Below are 20,945 nucleotides of genomic sequence, written 5' to 3'. Positions count from 1 at the left end.
AATATAGCTGATAATGATTCTCAATTGATAACATTAACTTATTACACAATCATAGCGTGATAAGTTATACTTATACATACTGATTGAAAAATCAAATCTAAATTATATAGGTTTCTAGTCTTATGTAGTTGTTTTAAGTTGCATTTAATTATACAATTCAGATAACGGCATATAATCAATATAAATTTCAAGGGGGATTTTTATGGCTTCTAATATCAAACAACAAGCGAAAAAATCGTTTGAGCTTAACGGAAAATCATATACGTTTTATGATTTAAACACGTTAGAAGAACAAGGTTTAACGAAAGTATCAAAATTACCGTACTCAATAAGAGTATTACTAGAGTCTGTTTTAAGACAAGAAGATGGCTTTGTAATCACTGATGAACACATCAAAGCATTATCTGATTTTACTAAAGGCACAGAAGGCGAAGTACCATTTAAACCTTCACGTGTTATTCTACAAGATTTCACAGGGGTTCCTGCTGTTGTAGACTTAGCATCATTACGTAAAGCAATGAATGATGTAGGTGGAGATTTGGATAAAATCAATCCAGAAGTACCAGTAGATTTAGTTATTGACCACTCGGTTCAGGTTGATAGTTATGCAAATCCAGATGCATTAGAACGCAATATGAAATTAGAATTTGAAAGAAACTACGAACGTTATCAATTTTTAAATTGGGCTACTAAAGCATTTAACAACTACAGTGCAGTGCCACCAGCAACTGGTATCGTTCACCAAGTCAACTTAGAGTATCTAGCAAATGTTGTTCATGCTCGTGAAGTAGATGGTGAAACAGTAGCATTTCCTGACACATTAGTTGGTACCGACTCACATACGACAATGATTAATGGTCTTGGTGTATTAGGTTGGGGCGTAGGTGGTATCGAAGCTGAAGCCGGAATGCTTGGTCAACCTTCATACTTCCCAATTCCTGAAGTAATTGGTGTTAGATTATCTAACGCATTACCACAAGGTGCAACAGCTACAGATTTAGCTTTACGTGTGACTCAAGAGTTACGTAAACAAGGCGTAGTTGGCAAGTTTGTAGAATTCTTTGGTCCAGGTGTACAACATCTACCATTAGCAGACCGTGCAACAATTGCAAACATGGCTCCAGAGTATGGTGCGACTTGTGGTTTCTTCCCAGTCGATGAAGAAGCATTAAAATATATGCGCTTAACAGGTCGTTCTGAGGATCAAATCCAACTTGTGAAAAAATATTTACAAGAAAACAGCATGTTCTTCACCGTAGAAGAAGACGAACCAGAATATACTCAAGTTGTTGAATTAGATTTATCAACTGTTGAAGCTTCATTAGCAGGACCAAAACGTCCTCAAGATTTAATTGCCTTAAGTGATATGAAATCTGAATTCCAAAAATCAGTTACTGCACCAGCAGGTAACCAAGGTCACGGATTTGATGAAAGCGAATTTGATAAAACCGTTGATATTGAATTTAAAGACGGTTCAAGTACAACAATGAAAACTGGTGACTTAGCTATTGCTGCGATTACATCATGTACAAACACTTCTAACCCATATGTAATGTTAGGTGCTGGACTTGTTGCTAAAAAAGCAGTAGAAAAAGGTTTAGAAGTTCCAGAATACGTTAAAACTTCATTAGCGCCTGGTTCAAAAGTTGTAACAGGTTATTTAAATGATTCAGGATTAAATGATTATCTTGATAAACTTGGATTCAATCTTGTAGGTTATGGTTGTACAACTTGTATTGGTAACTCTGGCCCATTACTAGAAGAAATTGAAAAAGCTATAGCAGAAGAAGATTTATTAGTTACATCTGTATTATCAGGTAACCGTAACTTTGAAGGACGTATCCATCCTTTAGTTAAAGGTAACTACTTAGCTTCACCACAATTAGTTGTTGCTTATGCTTTAGCAGGTACAGTAAATATCGATTTACAAAATGAACCTCTAGGGAAAGGCAAAGATGGCGAAGATGTATATCTAAAAGACATTTGGCCTACAATTAAAGAAGTTTCTGATACTGTAGATAATGTCGTCACACCTGAATTGTTCAAAGAAGAATATGCAACGGTATTCAACAATAATGAAATGTGGAACGAAATCGATGTTACAGATAAACCATTATATGACTTCGATTCTGAATCTACTTACATTCAAAACCCTTCATTCTTCCAAGGCTTATCTAAAGAACCAGGAACAATTGAATCACTTAAGAACTTACGTGTTATGGGTAAATTTGGAGATTCAGTAACAACTGACCATATTTCGCCAGCAGGTGCTATTGGTAAAGACACACCAGCAGGTAAATACTTATTGGATCACGATGTTCCAATTCGTCAATTTAACTCATATGGTTCACGTCGTGGTAACCATGAAGTTATGGTTCGTGGTACTTTTGCTAATATTCGTATTAAAAACGAATTGGCTCCAGGTACAGAAGGCGGATTCACAACATATTGGCCAACAGGTGAACAAATGCCAATATACGATGCAGCAATGAAATATAAAGAAGATGGCACTGGTTTAGTAGTATTAGCAGGTAATGACTACGGCATGGGCTCTTCACGTGACTGGGCAGCTAAAGGTACAAATCTATTAGGTGTTAAAACAGTTATTGCTCAAAGTTACGAACGTATTCACCGTTCAAACTTAGTTATGATGGGTGTATTACCTTTACAATTTAAAGATGGAGAGTCTTCAGAAAGTTTAGGCATCGATGGAACTGAAGTTATTTCAGTTGATATTGATGAAAATGTTAAACCTCATGATTTAGTTAAAGTGCAAGCTAAAAAAGAAAATGGTAAAGTCATTGAATTTGAAGCAGTTGCACGTTTTGATTCCAATGTGGAAATGGATTATTACCGTCATGGTGGTATTTTACAACTTGTATTAAGAAAAAAATTAGCTAGTAATTAATAACTTAAAGATTACACAGTAACTGTCTGATATATAAATTCACTTGTTTTAAGTTCTTATTCAAGAGCTTAAGCACTTGTATTTCTTTATCTAATCAGTCTTGTGGGGGTGGGGAAATGAGATCAAACGTTGATTTCTGTCCTGCTCCCTTTTTTATGTTAATATTTAATGTGTAATAATTGACTATGTGTATTTGAAAAGAGGACGTAAAATGATTTACAGTATGACAAAAATAGAATCACGTTATCAAGAGACTGACCAAATGGGAGTGATTTATCATGGTAATTATCCTACTTGGTTCGAAGTCGCACGTACAGATTATATCTCTAAATTAGGCTTCAGTTATAAAGACATGGAAGATGCGGGGATTATCTCACCTGTAACAGATATAGACATTAAATATATTAAATCTATCACTTATCCAGAAAAGGTAACAATTAAGACTTGGGTAGATAAATATTCTAGGTTGAGATATGTCTATCGTTATGAGATTTTTAATGAAGTAGGCGAGTTAGCGACTACAGGGTCTACTACTTTAACCTGTATTAAAAAAGAAGACTTTAAGCCTATTAGACTAGACAAGTATTTCCCAGAGTGGCATACAGCTTATCTTGATATTGATCAAAGAAATAAAGCAGGCGAAACGTTAGAGCTTGTATAAGGTATTTAGTTTAATAACGTTTTGGGTTAAGTATTGATGAAATGATACATGACATGACAAATAAAAAAGGATGATTTCTATAGTATTTAATAGAAATCATCCTTTTTCTTATTTAACTTTAATGCTTTATCTCGAAACCTTGTTTAATTATACTAATAGTAAATTATTTGAATATAATAGTTTCAATACAATTGTGTAAGCAATATCATATAGAAGAAAGATAATAATCAACACTATTGTACATTAAGTTAAGTTCAAAATAATTTAACTATATATTATTTTGTAGTATATGAAATCTCGTCAACGCTATCATTTATATCGATGAATAAATTATCATCTTTGAAATACCATAAATCTTTTTCAGCGATTACAACGTCTAAACCTTCGTAATTGTTTTCGTAACCAATTTCAACTTCATCTTTTTTGTCTACGCTAAAGGCAGGGCTAAATCCTTGTTTTAACTGGAATTCTCCACCATAACGAACAAAAAATTGTAAGACTTTGTCACCTTCGGGTAATTCAAGTTCCTCTTTAAACCAAGACACTGCATTATTTGAAAGTTCTATTTCCATAATAAAAGTCTCCTTTCGGTTCACAAGTGCTTAACTTATGATAGTTAGTCACTAATCTAAAAATTAGTATTATATACATTACCCGTTTTGAGTAATACTAAAGATATTATAGCATAAATTATTAGAAAATTATTTAAAAACAATTTAGACATATGTGAAATAGCGAAAATCTATGTTAAAGCGCTACATTAGTAGTATAATAGAAGTAATGATGTTTTAAAGTGATCGAAGAAATTACTTCTTCGTATGTGGGTGTTAGGGGTCTTAAGCTAAAAATAAAAAGCTGGAGACAATGGATGTCCTCTAGCTTTTTTTAATTACTTGATTGTTTACATAGTGACTTGTGTAATAGTTACATCCATTTTATTTTAGGTTCTTCACCTTTGAATATTCTTACAATATTAGAACGGTGTCTAATGATTAGTAATACAACCACACCGATGCTGACGATAACCAAGATGACGTCTCGAATGAGTACAGCACCAATAAGACAACAGATTGACGCAATAATACTTGAAAGCGAAACATATTTTGTTAACTTCAATATTATAAAGAAAATAGCTGCTAATATAATTAATAAGATAGGATTCATACCGAGTATAACGCCAGCGCTTGTAGCAACGGCTTTACCGCCTTTGAATCCAAGGTAAACTGGATATACATGACCTAAAATTGCGAAAGCGCCAACGATTAATCCATTTGTGAAAAATGAACTAATAGGACCTTCTGCACTGACAGGTAACCATAGTGGGAAGAAGACAACAATGAAACCTTTAAATATGTCTAAAAAAGTAACTAGGAATCCTGCTGGTTTACCTAATACTCTAAAGCTATTTGTCGCGCCAGTGTTGCCACTACCAAATTGTCTGATATCTTTTTTATAAAATAATTTCCCTATTACATAGCCACTTGGAAATGCACCAATGAGGTAACTTAGTATCAACATGATTATAATCATCATCATATATAATCCACATCCTTTAATGACATTAAAATTATTTTACCATATATGACCATAATAAGACGAATAAAAATTTTCATATAGAAATGAATTATTTTTTGAAAATTGATTTGGTGCTTGCAATTTATCCAGATTTATATAAGAATAACTAATGTATAGTTTTAAAAACGAACGTATGTTTGTAGGAGGGCGAAACGATTGGCAATGAATAAACAAAATAACTATTCGGATGATTCCATTCAGGTTCTTGAGGGGTTAGAGGCCGTAAGAAAAAGACCTGGTATGTATATTGGTTCTACCGATAAACGTGGATTACATCATCTAGTGTATGAAGTTGTCGATAATTCCGTCGATGAAGTATTAAACGGTTTTGGTAGTGAAATTATAGTAACTATCAATAAAGATGAAAGTATTACTATAGAAGATAATGGACGAGGCATGCCCACAGGTATCCACACATCAGGGAAGCCTACAGTTCAAGTCATTTTCACGGTACTTCACGCAGGCGGTAAGTTTGGACAAGGGGGATATAAGACTTCAGGTGGTTTACACGGCGTAGGTGCATCAGTTGTCAATGCGCTAAGTGAATGGTTAGAGGTTGAAATCTATAGAGATGGTACGATATATACCCAAAGTTTTAAAAATGGCGGTAAACCATCATCAGGACTTGAAAAACATGGTAAAACAAAAAGAACAGGTACGAAAGTAACGTTTAAACCGGATCCTGAAATTTTCAAAGCAGCAACTTCATTTAATTACGATATGTTAAGTGAAAGATTACAAGAGTCGGCTTTTTTACTTAAAAGCCTAAAAATCACGCTTAGAGATTTAAGAGCTGGTAAAGAACGTGAAGATGTTTACCACTATGAAGATGGCATTAAAGAATTTGTGAGTTATGTTAATGAAGGCAAAGAAGTATTACACGAAGTCGCTAATTTTTCAGGTGAAGCGAATAAAATTGAAGTAGAAGTAGCATTTCAATACAACGATCAATATTCAGAAGGTATCTTGAGTTTCGTTAATAATGTACGTACTAAAGATGGCGGAACGCATGAAGTTGGTTTTAAATCAGCTATGACTCGTGTGTTTAATGACTATGCACGACGTATTAACGAATTAAAAGAGAAAGACAAGAATCTAGATGGTAATGATATAAGAGAAGGGCTTACAGCAATTATATCATTACGTATTCCGGAAGAATTACTCCAATTCGAGGGCCAAACCAAGTCTAAATTGGGTACTCCAGAAGCTAGAAGTGCAGTTGATTCTGTTGTGTCTGACAAATTGCCGTATTATTTAGAAGAAAAAGGGCAATTATCTAAATCTCTAGTGAAAAAAGCACTGAAAGCTCAACAAGCGAGAGAAGCAGCACGTAAAGCAAGAGAAGATGCACGCTCAGGAAAGAAAAACAAACGTAAAGATACATTGCTTTCAGGGAAGTTAACACCTGCACAAAGTAAAAATACTGAGAAGAAAGAAATATACCTAGTAGAGGGTGACTCAGCAGGCGGTTCTGCTAAATTAGGAAGAGATCGTAAGTATCAAGCTATATTACCGCTAAGAGGTAAAGTAATAAACACAGAGAAAGCTAAACTTGATGATATATTCAAAAATGAAGAAATCAACACAATTATCCATACAATTGGTGCAGGTGTCGGTAATGAATTTAAGATTGAAGATAGCAATTATAATAGAATCATTATCATGACAGATGCTGATACCGATGGCGCACATATCCAAGTATTATTATTAACATTCTTCTTTAAGTATATGAAACCTTTAGTAGAAGCTGGAAGAGTATTTATTGCGCTACCTCCTTTATACAAATTAGAAAAAGGTAAAGGTGCTTCGAGAAAAATTGAGTATGCTTGGACTGACGAAGAATTAGAGCAATTACAAGATAAATTAGGTAAAGGCTTTACGTTACAACGTTATAAAGGTCTGGGTGAAATGAACGCCGATCAATTGTGGGAAACAACAATGAATCCTGAAACGCGAACATTAATTAGAGTACAAATTGAAGATGAATTACGTTCTTCTAAACGTGTTACAACGTTAATGGGTGATAAAGTAGCACCACGACGTGAATGGATTGAAAAAAATGTTGAATTTGGCTTACAACAAGAACAAAGTATTTTGGATAATAATGAAATTCAAATTCTAGAACAGGAAAACCCCGATGAGGAGGAAATAAATTGAGTGAAATAATTCAAGATTTATCGCTAGAAGATGTTATTGGCGATCGATTCGGTAGGTACAGTAAATACATCATTCAAGAGCGTGCATTGCCAGACGTTCGTGATGGGCTCAAACCTGTTCAAAGACGTATTTTATATGCAATGTATTCAAGTGGAAATACGTATGATAGAAATTTCCGTAAAAGTGCTAAAACTGTCGGTGATGTCATTGGACAATATCATCCACATGGTGATTCCTCTGTATACGACGCAATGGTTCGACTGAGTCAAGAATGGAAATTACGCCATGTATTAATCGAAATGCAAGGGAACAATGGTAGTATTGATAATGATCCGGCTGCAGCTATGCGTTATACGGAAGCTAAATTAAGTCGTATCTCAGAGGAATTATTAAGAGATATTAATAAAGAGACAGTGCCATTTATGCCGAACTATGATGACACAACAATGGAGCCTATGGTATTACCAGCAAGGTTACCTCATTTATTGATTAATGGTAGTACCGGTATATCTGCAGGTTATGCAACAGATATACCACCGCATAACTTGGCAGAAGTAATACAAGCAACGCTTAAATATATTGACAATCCTGATATTACAGTGAGCCAGTTGATGAAATATATTAAAGGACCAGATTTTCCTACTGGTGGTATTATCCAAGGTATTGACGGTATCAAGAAAGCTTATGAAACAGGTAAAGGTAAAATTATTGTCCGTTCTAAAGTAGAATTAGAAGAACTAAGAAATGGCAGAAAAGAGCTTATCGTTACCGAAGTACCATATGAAGTGAATAAAAGTTCACTAGTTAAAAAAATGGATGAGTTACGTGCAGATAAAAAAGTAGACGGTATTGTTGAAGTACGTGATGAAACAGACCGAACTGGCTTACGTATAGCAATTGAATTGAAGAAAGACGTAAATAGTGAAGCGGTGGCGAACTTCTTATACAAAAATACTGATTTACAAGTTGCATATAACTTTAATATGGTTGCGATTAGTGATGGACGTCCTATACTTATGGGTATTCGTCAATTTATTGACAGCTATATCAATCACCAAATTGATGTTGTGACGAAACGTACGCGCTATGAATTAAACCATGCTGAAAGTAGAATGCATATTGTAGAAGGTTTAATGAAGGCACTTTCTATTTTGGATGAGGTCATAAAACTCATTAGAAGTTCTAAAAACAAAAAAGATGCTAAAAATAATTTAGTAGCGGAATATGATTTTAGTGATGCTCAGGCTGAAGCAATTGTGACGTTGCAATTGTATCGACTTACAAATACAGATATTGTTGAACTTCAAAATGAACATGATGAATTGAAAAAGACTATCGAAGCTTTAAGAAATATCTTAGATAATCATGATGCCTTATTAAATGTTATTAAAGAAGAGTTAACTGAAATAAGAAATCGCTATAAACAAAAACGTTTGTCTTCAATTGAAGCGGAAATTACAGAAATCAAAATTGACAAAGAAGTTATGATACCAAGTGAAACTGTAATCATGAGTGTCACAAAACATGGTTATATCAAACGTACTTCTTTACGTAGTTTTAACGCAAGTGGCGCTGAAGAAGTTGGTGTCAAAGAAGGCGACGAGTTGCTGAAATATCAAGAAGTTAATACTTTAGATACAGCACTTGTATTTACTAATAAAGGACGTTACTTGTATATTCCAGTGCATAAATTATCAGAGATCAAATGGAAAGATTTGGGTCAACATGTATCGCAAATCGTACCTATTGATGAAGGTGAACATGTTATAGATGTCTTTTGTGAACGTGACTTTAAACCTGAAGCATTTTATGTTCTTGCTACACGTGATGGCATGATTAAGAAAAGTAATGTTTCTATGTTCAAAACTTCACGCTTTAATAAACCATTAGTATCAATGAAGTTAAAAACGGATGATGAAATTATTAATGTCATGCGCATAGAAGAGCCACAACTGATTACAGTACTTACACATAAAGGTATGTCATTAACATATAGTAGTGATGAACTTTCTGATACTGGTTTAAGAGCAGCTGGCGTTAAATCTATTAACTTAAAAGATGAGGATTATGCAGTGCTTACACAATTGATTTCTGAAAAGGATTCAATTCTAATGGCTACGCAAAGAGGTTCATTAAAACGTATAGGATTTAAAGTATTGCAAACAGCAAAACGTGCACAACGTGGACTTACATTGTTGAAGGAACTTAAGAAAGCACCACATCGTATTGTAGCTGCCGAAGTTGTCCAACCAGGACAAAAGCAATATACAATCTATTCAAATAAACAACAAGAAACTGGCGATATTAAAGATATTCATTTATCAGAACAATATACAAATGGTAGTTTCATAGTAGATATTAATGACTTTGGCGAAGTAGAAAGTTTAGTTGTTAAATAATATAAATTGAAAAAACTGTTAGTAAATACAACTATATAATGATAAAATACCTTTTAGGTGCAATAAAAAATAAAACCAAGAGATTTATAGTGGAGCAAGATATGATAGTGCAAGGCTTTTAGCTTAACACTGTTAAACCTTCGCTCACTTTCATGTGCACATATGCATTTTGATTATTAATATGTACATGAAATGACTATAAATCTCTTGATTTTGCTATAAAATTCAAATTATATAGATGAGAGGGATTAAATTGAGTAATTTTGATAGTTTAATTCCAGATTGGTTCAAAACTTTTGTTCAAGTCGGGAATGATTTAATCTGGTCGCAATACCTAATTGGGCTACTAATAACAGCAGGTTTATACTTTACTATTAGTTCTAAATTTGTTCAATTAAGATGGATTCCAGAAATGTTTCGTGCCATTGGCGAAAAACCCGAAACACTAGATAGTGGTAAGAAAGGTATCTCACCATTCCAAGCTTTTGCAATAAGCGCGGGATCTCGTGTCGGTACTGGTAATATCGCAGGTGTGGCTACTGCAATTGTTTTAGGTGGACCAGGCGCTGTGTTCTGGATGTGGGTTATCGCTTTGATTGGTGCGGCAAGTGCTTTTATAGAAGCTACTTTAGCACAGGTATATAAAGTGCCTGATGAAGATGGAGGTTTCCGTGGGGGACCAGCTTATTACATAACTAAAGGTTTAAATCAAAAATGGCTAGGTATTTTATTTGCCATATTAATTACAGTGACATTTGCATTTGTGTTTAATACTGTGCAATCTAATACAATCGCTGAATCATTAAAAACACAATATAGCATAAGCCCTGTTGTAACCGGTATTATTTTAGCAGTACTAACAGGTATTATTATTTTTGGTGGTGTCCGTAGTATTGCTAAAATATCATCAGTCATCGTACCATTTATGGCAGTCATATATATTGGTCTCGTATTTGTTATTCTGATTATCAATTATGATCAAATTATTCCGATGATTACTACGATTGTTACGAGCGCCTTTGGATTTGAACAGGCGACTGGTGGTGCAGTTGGTGCAGCAATTTTACAAGGTATTAAACGTGGTTTGTTCTCCAATGAAGCAGGTATGGGTTCTGCGCCTAATGCTGCCGCAACAGCAGCGGTTCCTCACCCTGTAAAACAAGGTTTAATTCAATCGTTAGGTGTATTCTTTGATACAATGCTTGTTTGTACAGCAACTGCGATTATGATTTTATTGTATACAGGATTAGAATTTGGTGAAAATGCAGCTCAAGGCGTTGCAGTAACACAATCTGCACTTAATGAACATTTAGGTAGTGCTGGTGGTATTTTCTTAACAGTAGCAATATCATTATTTGCCTTTTCATCTGTAGTAGGAAACTATTACTATGGACAATCGAATATTGAATTTTTATCAAAAAACAAAACATTATTATTTATTTTTAGATGTTTAGTTGTTGTACTTGTATTTGTGGGTGCAGTAATTAAAACGGAAACCGTTTGGGGTACAGCTGATGTATTTATGGGCTTAATGGCGATCGTCAACTTAGTGGCAATTATAGGATTATCTAATATTGCGTTTGCAGTTATGAATGATTACCAACGTCAACGTAAAGCAGGCAAAAAACCTATCTTTAAACCAGAAGAATTAGAAATTAATTTATTTGGCATTGAAAGCTGGGGCATGAAAAAGAAATAATGATATAAAGTGAGTAACTATGTATTTTCTATAAAATGAAAATACATAGTTTTTTTATGTAATAATACTATAAAATTAATAGAAAAGCGCTTTACTACTTTCATTTTTCTATTTTTCACTATATAATGCTTATTGACATAATAAGAAGGATGAGTGACATGAGTTCTTACCTTATTACAAAGGTTTTAAATAACAATGTAATTATTTGTACTAATGAAATGCAAGAATATGTATTAATTGCAAAAGGCATTGGTTTTAATAAAAAGATTGGAATGACATTACATGAAAATCAATCCATTGAAAAATTATATATATTAGATCAAAAATCACAACAAGATCATTATAAAACATTGGTTGAATTAGCTGATGATAACTTGATACAAGCCGTGATTGACGCAGTAAATATTATTACCAATTCGGTAATGAAAATAGATAATCAAAAATTGGTTGTATCGTTAACAGATCACATTATTTTTGCTTATAAACGTATGAAACAAAACCAATTAATTAATAATCCATTCGTAATGGAAACAAAGCAATTATATGGTGAGGCATATGAAATAGCAGAAAAAGTAATTGAACGATTAAACCATGTTTTAGAAGTGAATTTTCCAGAAGATGAGATTGGTTTTATCGCATTACATATTGCTTCTAATACTGATACAGTGTCCATACGTGAGATGGAAACGATAAATGAATTAATTAATAAAAGTATCTTTATATTAGAGCATGATTTGAAACATACAATAGATAAAGAAACAGTTCAATACCAACGATTTATTAGACATATTCAATTTTTAATCAGAAGATTAAATAACGGAGAAGTATTACAAAAAACAAGTGCGTTTGAAGAATTATTAAAAACGCAGTATCCTTTGTGTTTTAATATCGCCTTGAAAATAATGAAAATGTTGCAACAAGAACTGAATGTTACTATATATGAGGCAGAGGTCATTTATTTAACATTACATGTTTATCATTTTATGGTTGATAAGCCGTCAGATCAAACATAAATTAATTAATTACGAAATCGAACAATGATATAAACTTATGTATCAAACTTATTATATGACCCAGTTAATACTGCTAATAACAGCTAGTCATTTCAAATGACTAGCTGTTATTTTTAAAACTCACAAACTAAATTAAAGAATTTTGTTACTTTAATTTATAATTTAGATAAAAAGTAATTTTACTTTTTAAAAAGGTTGAAATGTAAAGAGTGTTTAGAAAATATTAAATAACTTATAATAATGTATTAAGATTTAAAATTTCACCGCCAACACGGTTTACAGCTTATGATGAACATTATAGACTTAGTCTTCAGGTTAATTATGAGTAGGGGGCTACAGTTACGTGAAGTATTATGATGAAGTGCCTATTATAAGAGCAGTAGCGGCTATGTTAGTTGTAGCAATTCATACAGTCAATAGTATTGGTTATTCAGCTTCAACAGGCGAATTTACTTCTGACGCTTTAGGATATATCAATCAGATGGCAAGATTAGGAACGCCTATATTTGCTGTTATTAGTGCTTTTTTATTGACTATATCAGTTATTAATAGAGGATTTAGTTTAAATTACTTTATGAAATCTAGATTTAGTAAAATCTTTATCCCTTACATAATTTGGACGATTTTTTATTTGTTATATAGAGAATATTTTTTACATAACCTTGAGGACGACGGTAAGTTAATTAACTATTTCGTTTATGGTAAAGCTAATTTTCATTTATACTTTATTTTGACTGTCATTCAATTTTATTTTCTTTTTCCATTTGTGCATAAATTTAAAAAAGGTTGGCCAATCATATCGGTTTTCATTTTAGCGACCATTGTCAACGTTGTTTGGATCATCATTCAGCCAATTTCATTGGGTGGTGGAGGCGTCGAACGCTTTGTTAATGATAAACTGTTTATTTTGAATTGGATTTCATTCTTTATGCTAGGTATTGTATATGCTAAATATTATAATGAAATAAAAGAATTGATATTTAAGTATAAGACGCTGCTTTCTATAATTATTGCAATATTATTTATAGATTTACTTATCAGTATTGATTTAGAAAATCTCAATAGTTCAATTACAATTTCGAACATCATTTATATTCCTTTCTTTATCGTTTTTCTTAATTACATGTATGAGCATGTTAAGAAAAATAAAATTGTATTAAATACGTTAACTGTAATTGGTAACTATTCAATGGGGATTTACTTAGTCCATTATGTTGCCATACAGTTTGTGAAAAGATTACCAATTGTAGAGAACATAGCACCACAAAGTAAATTGGTGAGCGTCTTTATTGCAGCAGTTGCACTATCAGTATTATTAGTATACTTAATTGGCAAATTACCTTATGGCAATTATATCGTTCCGATTCCCAAAAAGAAGACTAATAAAAATAAAGTTATTACCGAAGAACCAGTTCGTGAAAATGAACCTACTTTAAATTAATAATTTAGTGTTTTCGAATTATTGTAGAATCTATTAACGTCTAGGCAAACCAAGCAAATCATCATGTTTGGTTTGTTCTTTTTTATTAAAAGATGCAGTAGTACAAAAATAATGAAAGTAATGTTCTCTTTTATTTATGTGTATAATTTCTCAAAAAGATTCTTACAATATATAATGTGGTAAAATATATGTTTGGAAGATGACGAATGTGTTAATATTAATATTAGCAAATAAATCGACAACACATTAACACATTTTATGTTCGTAGTTTTGTACTACATTTTGTATCATTTTAATGTGAAATTATAATTTAGAATCAAATTAAGGTATGGTGAGTATATGTCGAATGAAGAAAATATAAAGCAAGAAAAAAAGAGTGGAAAAGATAAATTGAAACTGAGTTTTCCAGAAACCCGCTTCATGAAGTTTTTAGGCGGTAAAGATTTACTTTTTGGTTTGTTGATTTTAATATTAGTAGGTTTCTCAATTTTTATATTTGATCAAGTTTCTTACATTTTCAAACCATTTATTATTGTATTTAATACGCTTGCAGCACCTATCATTGTTTCAATTATTCTCTATTATTTATTTAACCCAGTAGTTAATTTAATGGAACGATATAATATTCCAAGAGTTTGGGGCGTTATCATTTTATTCCTACTCATCGTTGGTGTAATATCATTGGCAATTAATCTACTTATCCCATTGATTGGGTCTCAATTCAAAAGTTTTGGTAATAATTTCCCATACTATGTCGATAAAGTAAATCAATTTATTGATAGTCTTACTAAATTTTCTGTGATATCTAATTTTTATACGCAGATTCAAGATCAACTTGATACTTTAGCCAAAAAATTACCAAGTATGGTTTCTGATTATTTTAATGGCTTTGGATCTAAAGTTAAGAATTTTGCCGAAGCATTAGTCAATGTTGGTGTAGTAATTGCAACAACACCATTTGTATTATTCTTTATGTTAAAAGATGGTTATCGTTTTAAAGATTTTTCTACAAAATTGATGCCACCAAAATTCAGAAAAGATTTTCATGATTTATTAGACAAAATGAGTGTTCAAGTAGGTTCTTATATCCAAGGACAAATTGTTGTTTCGTTCTGTATTGGAATTCTATTATTTATTGGTTATAGCATTATTGGATTAGATTATAGTTTAATTTTAGCATCTATTGCAGCTGTAACGAGTGTAGTACCATACATTGGTCCTACGATTGCAATTTCACCTGCAATTATTATTGCATTAATTACTTCACCAATTATGTTGTTGAAATTAATTATCGTGTGGACTGCTGTACAATTTATTGAAGGGCACTTTATTTCACCGAATGTAATGGGTAAAACACTGAAAATACATCCACTAACAATTATTTTTATCTTGTTAAGTGCGGGTAACTTACTCGGTGTAGTTGGGGTTATTTTAGGTATACCAGCATACGCTATCTTAAAAGTACTTATTTCACACTTATATTCTATGTATAAACGTAGATATAATAAATATTATGGTCAAGATGCAGGCGAGTATCAAACTTCATCAGAAGAAGAAATTCGTTAATATCAACGCAACTTCAATTAAATTGCATAGTAGCTGCTTGATACCTAAATGAAGTTGTTTCAAGTTCCTGTATTACTTTTTCTAGTCAATCTTATAGAGCGGGGATAGGAAATCAGTTTTTGATTTCCTATCCCCGCTCCTTTTTTATACAAAAACAAATTTTAGTATTATTTTAGTCTACTGTGTTTCGTAAAAATGATTTTGAATGAATATCACCTAACAATTATGTTATATAGATGTCATTAAAAATTTATTTATTATATTTTAGTGTTGTGCTATATTTTTTATGACACAATAGAAACACTGAAAAGAGAAGTGAAAATATGTCTAAGGAATTAAGAATTAAATTATTTTCTATATTAAAAATAGTATTTGCAGTTACATTATTTATTTTTGTTGTTTTCACATTATATAAAGAACTCTCACATATTAATCTTAAAGAAACAGTAAAATCATTTGGGGATATTAATAGAGTATGGTTAGTGGCTTTATTCTTAAGTGGTGGTTTATCTATTATTGTATTATCACTTTATGATGTCCTCTTAGTAAAAACGTTAAAGTTGAAACTCTCTTTATTGAAAACCATTCGTATTGGTTATATTGTAAATGCACTTAATGCTGTCGTAGGATTTGGAGGTTTTATTGGTGCAAGTGTACGTTTCTTATTGTACAAGAATGCAACCGATGATAAAAAGGCGTTAGTGCATACAATCTCTATTGTTTTAATATCAATGTTAACAGGACTTAGTTTATTGTCTATCCTTGTAGTGATTCAAGTATTTGACGTGACGCATATATTTAGTCCTTTTCCTTGGATTCGTTGGTTATTGTATATTGTGGCGCTATTTTTACCAATATTTATTATAATAACTTATATAAAACCAGTTAAACAATCACATAAATTACTTGGTGTTTATTGCACAGTTGTTTCTGGTGTTGAATGGATGATAGCTTCATTTGTATTATATATGGCTTTAGTCATTGTAGGCATCCACATACCATTTACGACATTTATTGGTATTTTTATTATTGCGTCATTATCAGGTTTGATTAGTTTTATCCCTGGTGGATTTGGAACATTTGATTTAGTCGTCTTATTAGGTTTGAAAAGCTTAAATGTACCGGAAGAAGAAATTGTTTTAGCATTATTACTCTATCGTTTTGCTTATTATTTATTCCCAGTGTTAATCGCATTGATTCTTTCTACATTTGAATTCAAGAGTACTGCAAAACGCTATTGGGAAGATTCAAAGCTTATGTTACCAGTGAAAGATATGACATCACTTGTAGCATCGTATCAAAAAGATATTATTGCAAGAGTACCGTCGTTTGCAATTGCGGTATTACTGATGTATACAAGCTTAATATCTTTTTTAAATAACATGACGATTATATATGATGGTTTATATGATCCTAATCATTATATTTATTACATTATCGTATCAGTGCATACATCGGCATGTTTACTTTTATTATTAAATATAATTGGTGTATATCATCTATCTAAACGTGCTATTTTATTTTCAATGATTTCGATTAGTTTAATATTTATTGTTACAGCCTATACTTATGCTTCTTTTATACTACTGAGTTGGCTTGCAGTTATGTTTGTCCTACTATTGGTATTTTATAGACGCTCGAATACAATTAAAAGACCATTTAGATATACAAGGTTATGGTTAAGTGTCGCTGTCGGTTCACTTATTTTGTATACTAATCATATTGTTATAGATGGTACATTCTATACATTAGATATTTATCATTTGGAAATGGACAGTTCAATATTAAGGTATTATTTCTGGTTTACAATTTTACTCGTTGCTATTATTGTGGGTGTAATCGTCTGGTGGTTTGAGTATCGTTATAGAGTAAAGAATAGAAGTAATAATATTGCAATGTGCGAAGCAATCATAGCACAATATGGCGGTAACTATTTAAGCCATTTAATATACAGTGGAGACAAGTATTATTTTATCAATGAAAAAGAAGATGCCTTTATTATGTATCGTTATAAATACAGTGCATATATTGTATTAGGTGACCCAGTAGGCAATCCAGAATCATTTCATGAATTATTGGAGACGTTTTACCGTGAAGCGCAATACTTAGGATACGATGTGATTTTTTATCAAGTAAGTGATAAATATATGTCACTTTACCATGATTTTGGCAATCAATTTTTCAAGTTAGGTGAAGAAGCGGTTATAGATTTAACTACATTTACTACATCAGGTAAAAAGAAACGTGGCTTACGTGCAACATTAAATAAGTTTGATGATTTTAATCTAACTTTTGAAGTGTTAGAACCATCGTTTTCACCCGAATTACTTGCGGAGTTGAAAAAGATTAGTGACGATTGGCTAGCAGAAAGAAATGAAATGCATTTTTCTGTAGGTAGCTTTAATGAGCATTATTTATCGCAAGCACCTATAGCGGTCATTAAAGATAAAAATGAAGCTATCATCGCATTTTGTACCTTTATGCCTACGTATTACAAAGCAACGCTTTCTGTAGATTTAATTCGTTGGAAGGCAGATAGTAAATTACCTTTAATGGATGGCTTATATTTGAATATGCTGTTATGGGCAAAGGCGCATAATTATGAGCACTTTAACATGGGTATGGCTACATTATCTAATGTAGGGCAAGTGCCATTCTCATTTTATGGAGAGAGAATCGCAGGTAGAGTGTTTGAACATTTTAATGGTTTGTATAGATTTCAAGGTCTCAGAAGATACAAAGAGAAATTTAATCCTATTTGGGAACCGAGATTTTTAGTTTATAGAAAACATCATTCATTATGGCTTAGTATGTTAAAAGTGATGCGTGTAATTAGAAAGCATAAATAAGAAGGAATAATATAAAAGCAACCAACACACGTTTTATGTGTTGGTTGCTTTTTTAAGGAGTTTAAAAGTGTTTAATGGTTTCTATAGTTAATATCTGGAGAAGTTATTAACTACTTTAAATAAACTAACTGGTAGAACTGTTCTAAATATCATTTGACTCTAACTATATATGAATTTCTCGTTACCCCTTTGTTAAGGTATAATCATAATATATCATCATAAGAAAACGCTTTCAATGATGAAAAGTAAGATTATTCAAATAAAAAATGACATTTTATCTACATAATTTCTTTTTAAAATTTAATTGTATTATTACTACTCGCTAAGAGTAGAACGCCCGCTAAAAATAAGATTGCATTATAATTATTTAATATAAAAAATAGATTCAATCAGTTCATCATTTGTAGTAAGATATAAAATAAATTTAAAATATTGGGGCGTATTAAAATGAAGAAAATCATAATTAGTATTATATTAGCCTTATTAGTCATTGCATTAATTGTTGCAGGCACGTTTTTATACCAATCCCTTAATTCTAATTATAAAGGGACAAATCAAGTTTCTCAGAGTAATGAGCACAATAAAGAAAAAAGTAACGGTCATCCGCCGAAAATAAATGTATTAGCACAGCAATTTAGCACAGATTTCATGAATCGTGATACAAGACATGGTTATCATAAAGTATCGAAGGGCATGCACAAAGATAAAATAGAAGCTGAATTTGGTAAAAGTGAGCAAACAATTGATATAGCCGGTGTGAAAGTTGTTAAATACGGTAACATTGGGGTCTACTACACTAATCATAAAGTGAGCCGCTTCTTTATCATACCGGAAGACGTGAATGTACAACAATTTAGACAAATACATGGTACAAGAACAATAAACTACGAAAAAAATACAATGATTTATGATGATAATCCTAATAATAAATTTTCGGTAAAAGTTTATGTAGATCAAAATGGTGAAATTAAAGGGATAGAAAGTATTGATCAAGTAACTAGTAATCGTTAAAAAGTACAATGTGGTAATTTTGTTATTTAATATAACTAGATCAATAGTCTTAGTATTGAACGACATTACATATAATTTGATAAAGGCATTGATATGTAAGAGCGGTATTCTAAAGTTAAAAGAATACCGTTTTTTATTTTAAAAAACTGCAAATATCTCTACAGAAAATTAATCTAATAAATAGAACATATGATTGTTCTATTAAATTATAAAAAGGTGTGGTAATATGAAAGCGGTTACACAAATTGAGGTGATTGCATTGGCAACTATAAAAGAAGTAGCTCAATTGGCAGGATGCTCAGTAGCAACTGTCTCTAGAGCAATCAATAATAATGGTTACGTAAAAGCACAAACAAGAGCACAAATTGAAAGTGCGATTAGCAAGCTGAATTATCAACCGAATGAAGCGGCACGTACGCTATATAAGCGAAAATCTAAAATAATAGGATTATTGCTTCCAGATATTAGTAATCCGTTTTTCACACTTATTGCTCGTGGAGTAGAAGATGTCGCTTTAGCACACGGTTACCAAGTATTGATAGGTAATAGCGATAACGATATTGATAAAGCGAAAAATTATCTTTCTACATTTGTAGCACACAATTGTACGGGTATGATTTCAACAGCACTAAATGAAAATGTAATTGAAAATACACTTCATTCATATGGTATTCCATTTGTATTTGTTGATCGTATTCATGATGGCAATAAAGGGATTTCAACAAATCATTTTGAAGGTGGTCAACTCCAAGCTCAATTAATCATTGAAGGGCAGGCACAGCATGTATTAATCGTACATTCTGATTTAAACGTATCTGCATTCCAATCACGCGTGAATGGTGTAGAAACAGTACTCAACCAACATAATGTGTCATATTGCCGTTGTGAAGAAGACCAAATAGATGACGAAGCACAATTTATTAAACAAATACGCCAAAATCATATCGATAGCATTATATGTAGTAATGATTTAATTGCGATTAAAATATTGGGTGTGATTCAACAACTTGGATTTAAAGTGCCGAGTGAGATACAACTTGTTGGCTATGATGACATACCCTTTGCAAAAATGACATTTCCTCAAATTTCAACAATAGATCAATCGGCATACCGTATAGGTGAGCTTGCTGTATCGAAACTACTCAATTTATATGAGGAGGGAGACGAGTATCACGTTGATCAAGTAGCAATTACAGTGAAGCGAAGGGAAAGTACGAGATTTTAATACGCAACATGTAACGGGTTACATAAAATTTTAGGAGTGATTGAATGTATAAGACAGGTATATTAAATAGTGAAGTTTCAAAATTGTTAAGTGATTTAGGGCATACAGATCAAATTATCATTGCAGATTGTGGACTTCCAGTTCCAGAAGGTGTGAAAAAGATTGATCTAGCATTGGAATTTGGAAAGCCTTCTTTTATAGAAGTGTTTAATCTTATAAAAAAACATATGGAAATCGAGCAAATGACATTAGCTGAAGAAATGATAACGCAAAACACGACATTATACCAGACATTATCAGCTGAAAATATTGAAATTCAAACGACATCACATGAGCAATTCAAAGTCCAAAGTAAAACAGTTAAAGCCATCATTCGCACAGGCGAAGCTAAACCATTTGCTAATGTCGTACTAACAAGCGGTGTTTTATTTTAAGGGGTGA

14 protein-coding genes are annotated in these 20,945 nt (G+C 32.0%); 12 read left to right on the top strand and 2 right to left on the bottom strand.

The annotated features are described in order from the left end of the window. Positions 1 to 202: 202 nt before the first annotated feature. Positions 203 to 2,908 (top strand): aconitate hydratase AcnA, encoded by a 2,706-nt coding sequence (acnA, locus tag MHB47_RS07605; RefSeq protein WP_071562845.1) that lies wholly within the window; start codon positions 203 to 205, stop codon positions 2,906 to 2,908. A gap of 211 nt (positions 2,909 to 3,119) precedes the next feature. Beyond that, the gene (gene menI, locus MHB47_RS07600; protein ID WP_002507693.1) at positions 3,120 to 3,569 is read left to right on the top strand and encodes a 1,4-dihydroxy-2-naphthoyl-CoA hydrolase MenI; all 450 of its coding nucleotides are present in this window, start codon (positions 3,120 to 3,122) and stop codon (positions 3,567 to 3,569) included. Positions 3,570 to 3,844: 275 nt separating this feature from the next. Here menI and MHB47_RS07595 read toward each other — a convergent pair whose 3' ends face one another. Together MHB47_RS07595 and plsY are read right to left on the bottom strand one after the other, a co-directional pair. Beyond that, the gene (locus tag MHB47_RS07595; protein WP_002507692.1) at positions 3,845 to 4,141 is read right to left on the bottom strand and encodes a HesB/YadR/YfhF family protein; all 297 of its coding nucleotides are present in this window, start codon (positions 4,139 to 4,141) and stop codon (positions 3,845 to 3,847) included. A gap of 352 nt (positions 4,142 to 4,493) precedes the next feature. After that, complete coding sequence (gene plsY / locus MHB47_RS07590) at positions 4,494 to 5,102, bottom strand: glycerol-3-phosphate 1-O-acyltransferase PlsY (RefSeq protein ID WP_340757294.1); 609 nt, start codon at positions 5,100 to 5,102, stop codon at positions 4,494 to 4,496. Between the two features lie 204 nt (positions 5,103 to 5,306). Between plsY and parE the strand changes: the two genes are divergently transcribed. The 10 genes from parE to rbsD all read left to right on the top strand — a co-directional run bounded on the left by parE (position 5,307) and on the right by rbsD (position 20,938). Continuing rightward, positions 5,307 to 7,301: a DNA topoisomerase IV subunit B gene (gene parE, locus MHB47_RS07585; protein ID WP_031265907.1), complete on the top strand. Its 1,995-nt coding sequence runs from the start codon at positions 5,307 to 5,309 to the stop codon at positions 7,299 to 7,301. Further along, the gene (gene parC, locus MHB47_RS07580) at positions 7,298 to 9,700 is read left to right on the top strand and encodes a DNA topoisomerase IV subunit A (RefSeq protein ID WP_021338799.1); all 2,403 of its coding nucleotides are present in this window, start codon (positions 7,298 to 7,300) and stop codon (positions 9,698 to 9,700) included. The genes parE and parC overlap by 4 nt, the downstream gene beginning before the upstream one ends. Before the next feature lie 253 nt (positions 9,701 to 9,953). Further along, the gene (locus MHB47_RS07575) at positions 9,954 to 11,399 is read left to right on the top strand and encodes an alanine/glycine:cation symporter family protein (protein ID WP_002507688.1); all 1,446 of its coding nucleotides are present in this window, start codon (positions 9,954 to 9,956) and stop codon (positions 11,397 to 11,399) included. Positions 11,400 to 11,557: 158 nt separating this feature from the next. Beyond that, complete coding sequence (glcT, locus tag MHB47_RS07570) at positions 11,558 to 12,412, top strand: glucose PTS transporter transcription antiterminator GlcT (RefSeq protein WP_340755969.1); 855 nt, start codon at positions 11,558 to 11,560, stop codon at positions 12,410 to 12,412. Positions 12,413 to 12,755: 343 nt separating this feature from the next. Continuing rightward, the gene (locus MHB47_RS07565) at positions 12,756 to 13,853 is read left to right on the top strand and encodes an acyltransferase family protein (protein WP_277595448.1); all 1,098 of its coding nucleotides are present in this window, start codon (positions 12,756 to 12,758) and stop codon (positions 13,851 to 13,853) included. 339 nt (positions 13,854 to 14,192) lie between these two features. Then, positions 14,193 to 15,419 (top strand): AI-2E family transporter, encoded by a 1,227-nt coding sequence (locus MHB47_RS07560; protein ID WP_340755967.1) that lies wholly within the window; start codon positions 14,193 to 14,195, stop codon positions 15,417 to 15,419. Between the two features lie 323 nt (positions 15,420 to 15,742). Then, a complete protein-coding gene (gene mprF / locus MHB47_RS07555; protein ID WP_340755964.1) occupies positions 15,743 to 18,268 on the top strand; it encodes a bifunctional lysylphosphatidylglycerol flippase/synthetase MprF in 2,526 nt (841 codons plus the stop codon). A 447-nt stretch (positions 18,269 to 18,715) separates the two neighbouring features. After that, complete coding sequence (locus MHB47_RS07550; RefSeq protein WP_340755963.1) at positions 18,716 to 19,279, top strand: hypothetical protein; 564 nt, start codon at positions 18,716 to 18,718, stop codon at positions 19,277 to 19,279. A 226-nt stretch (positions 19,280 to 19,505) separates the two neighbouring features. Then, positions 19,506 to 20,504 carry a LacI family DNA-binding transcriptional regulator gene (locus MHB47_RS07545; RefSeq protein WP_340755961.1) on the top strand — a complete coding sequence of 333 codons (999 nt, stop codon included), beginning with the start codon at positions 19,506 to 19,508 and terminating at the stop codon, positions 20,502 to 20,504. Between the two features lie 44 nt (positions 20,505 to 20,548). Next, positions 20,549 to 20,938 (top strand): D-ribose pyranase, encoded by a 390-nt coding sequence (rbsD, locus tag MHB47_RS07540; RefSeq protein WP_340755958.1) that lies wholly within the window; start codon positions 20,549 to 20,551, stop codon positions 20,936 to 20,938. Positions 20,939 to 20,945 lie beyond the last annotated feature (7 nt).

It is taken from the genome of Staphylococcus sp. FSL K6-3157, from assembly GCF_038005145.1.
GTDB lineage: Bacteria > Bacillota > Bacilli > Staphylococcales > Staphylococcaceae > Staphylococcus > Staphylococcus equorum.
This window is presented reverse-complemented; position numbering and strand designations above follow the sequence as displayed.

What these genes read in the sequence shown, in the direction of transcription:
- plsY (WP_340757294.1), bottom strand. Translation starts at nt 5,102, where the DNA reads ATGATGATTATAATCATGTTGATACTAAGTTACCTCATTGGTGCATTT.
- menI (WP_002507693.1), top strand. Translation starts at nt 3,120, where the DNA reads ATGATTTACAGTATGACAAAAATAGAATCACGTTATCAAGAGACTGAC.
- MHB47_RS07545 (WP_340755961.1), top strand. Translation starts at nt 19,506, where the DNA reads ATGAAAGCGGTTACACAAATTGAGGTGATTGCATTGGCAACTATAAAA.
- MHB47_RS07550 (WP_340755963.1), top strand. Translation starts at nt 18,716, where the DNA reads ATGAAGAAAATCATAATTAGTATTATATTAGCCTTATTAGTCATTGCA.
- acnA (WP_071562845.1), top strand. Translation starts at nt 203, where the DNA reads ATGGCTTCTAATATCAAACAACAAGCGAAAAAATCGTTTGAGCTTAAC.
- parE (WP_031265907.1), top strand. Translation starts at nt 5,307, where the DNA reads ATGAATAAACAAAATAACTATTCGGATGATTCCATTCAGGTTCTTGAG.
- glcT (WP_340755969.1), top strand. Translation starts at nt 11,558, where the DNA reads ATGAGTTCTTACCTTATTACAAAGGTTTTAAATAACAATGTAATTATT.
- rbsD (WP_340755958.1), top strand. Translation starts at nt 20,549, where the DNA reads ATGTATAAGACAGGTATATTAAATAGTGAAGTTTCAAAATTGTTAAGT.
- MHB47_RS07560 (WP_340755967.1), top strand. Translation starts at nt 14,193, where the DNA reads ATGTCGAATGAAGAAAATATAAAGCAAGAAAAAAAGAGTGGAAAAGAT.
- MHB47_RS07595 (WP_002507692.1), bottom strand. Translation starts at nt 4,141, where the DNA reads ATGGAAATAGAACTTTCAAATAATGCAGTGTCTTGGTTTAAAGAGGAA.
- mprF (WP_340755964.1), top strand. Translation starts at nt 15,743, where the DNA reads ATGTCTAAGGAATTAAGAATTAAATTATTTTCTATATTAAAAATAGTA.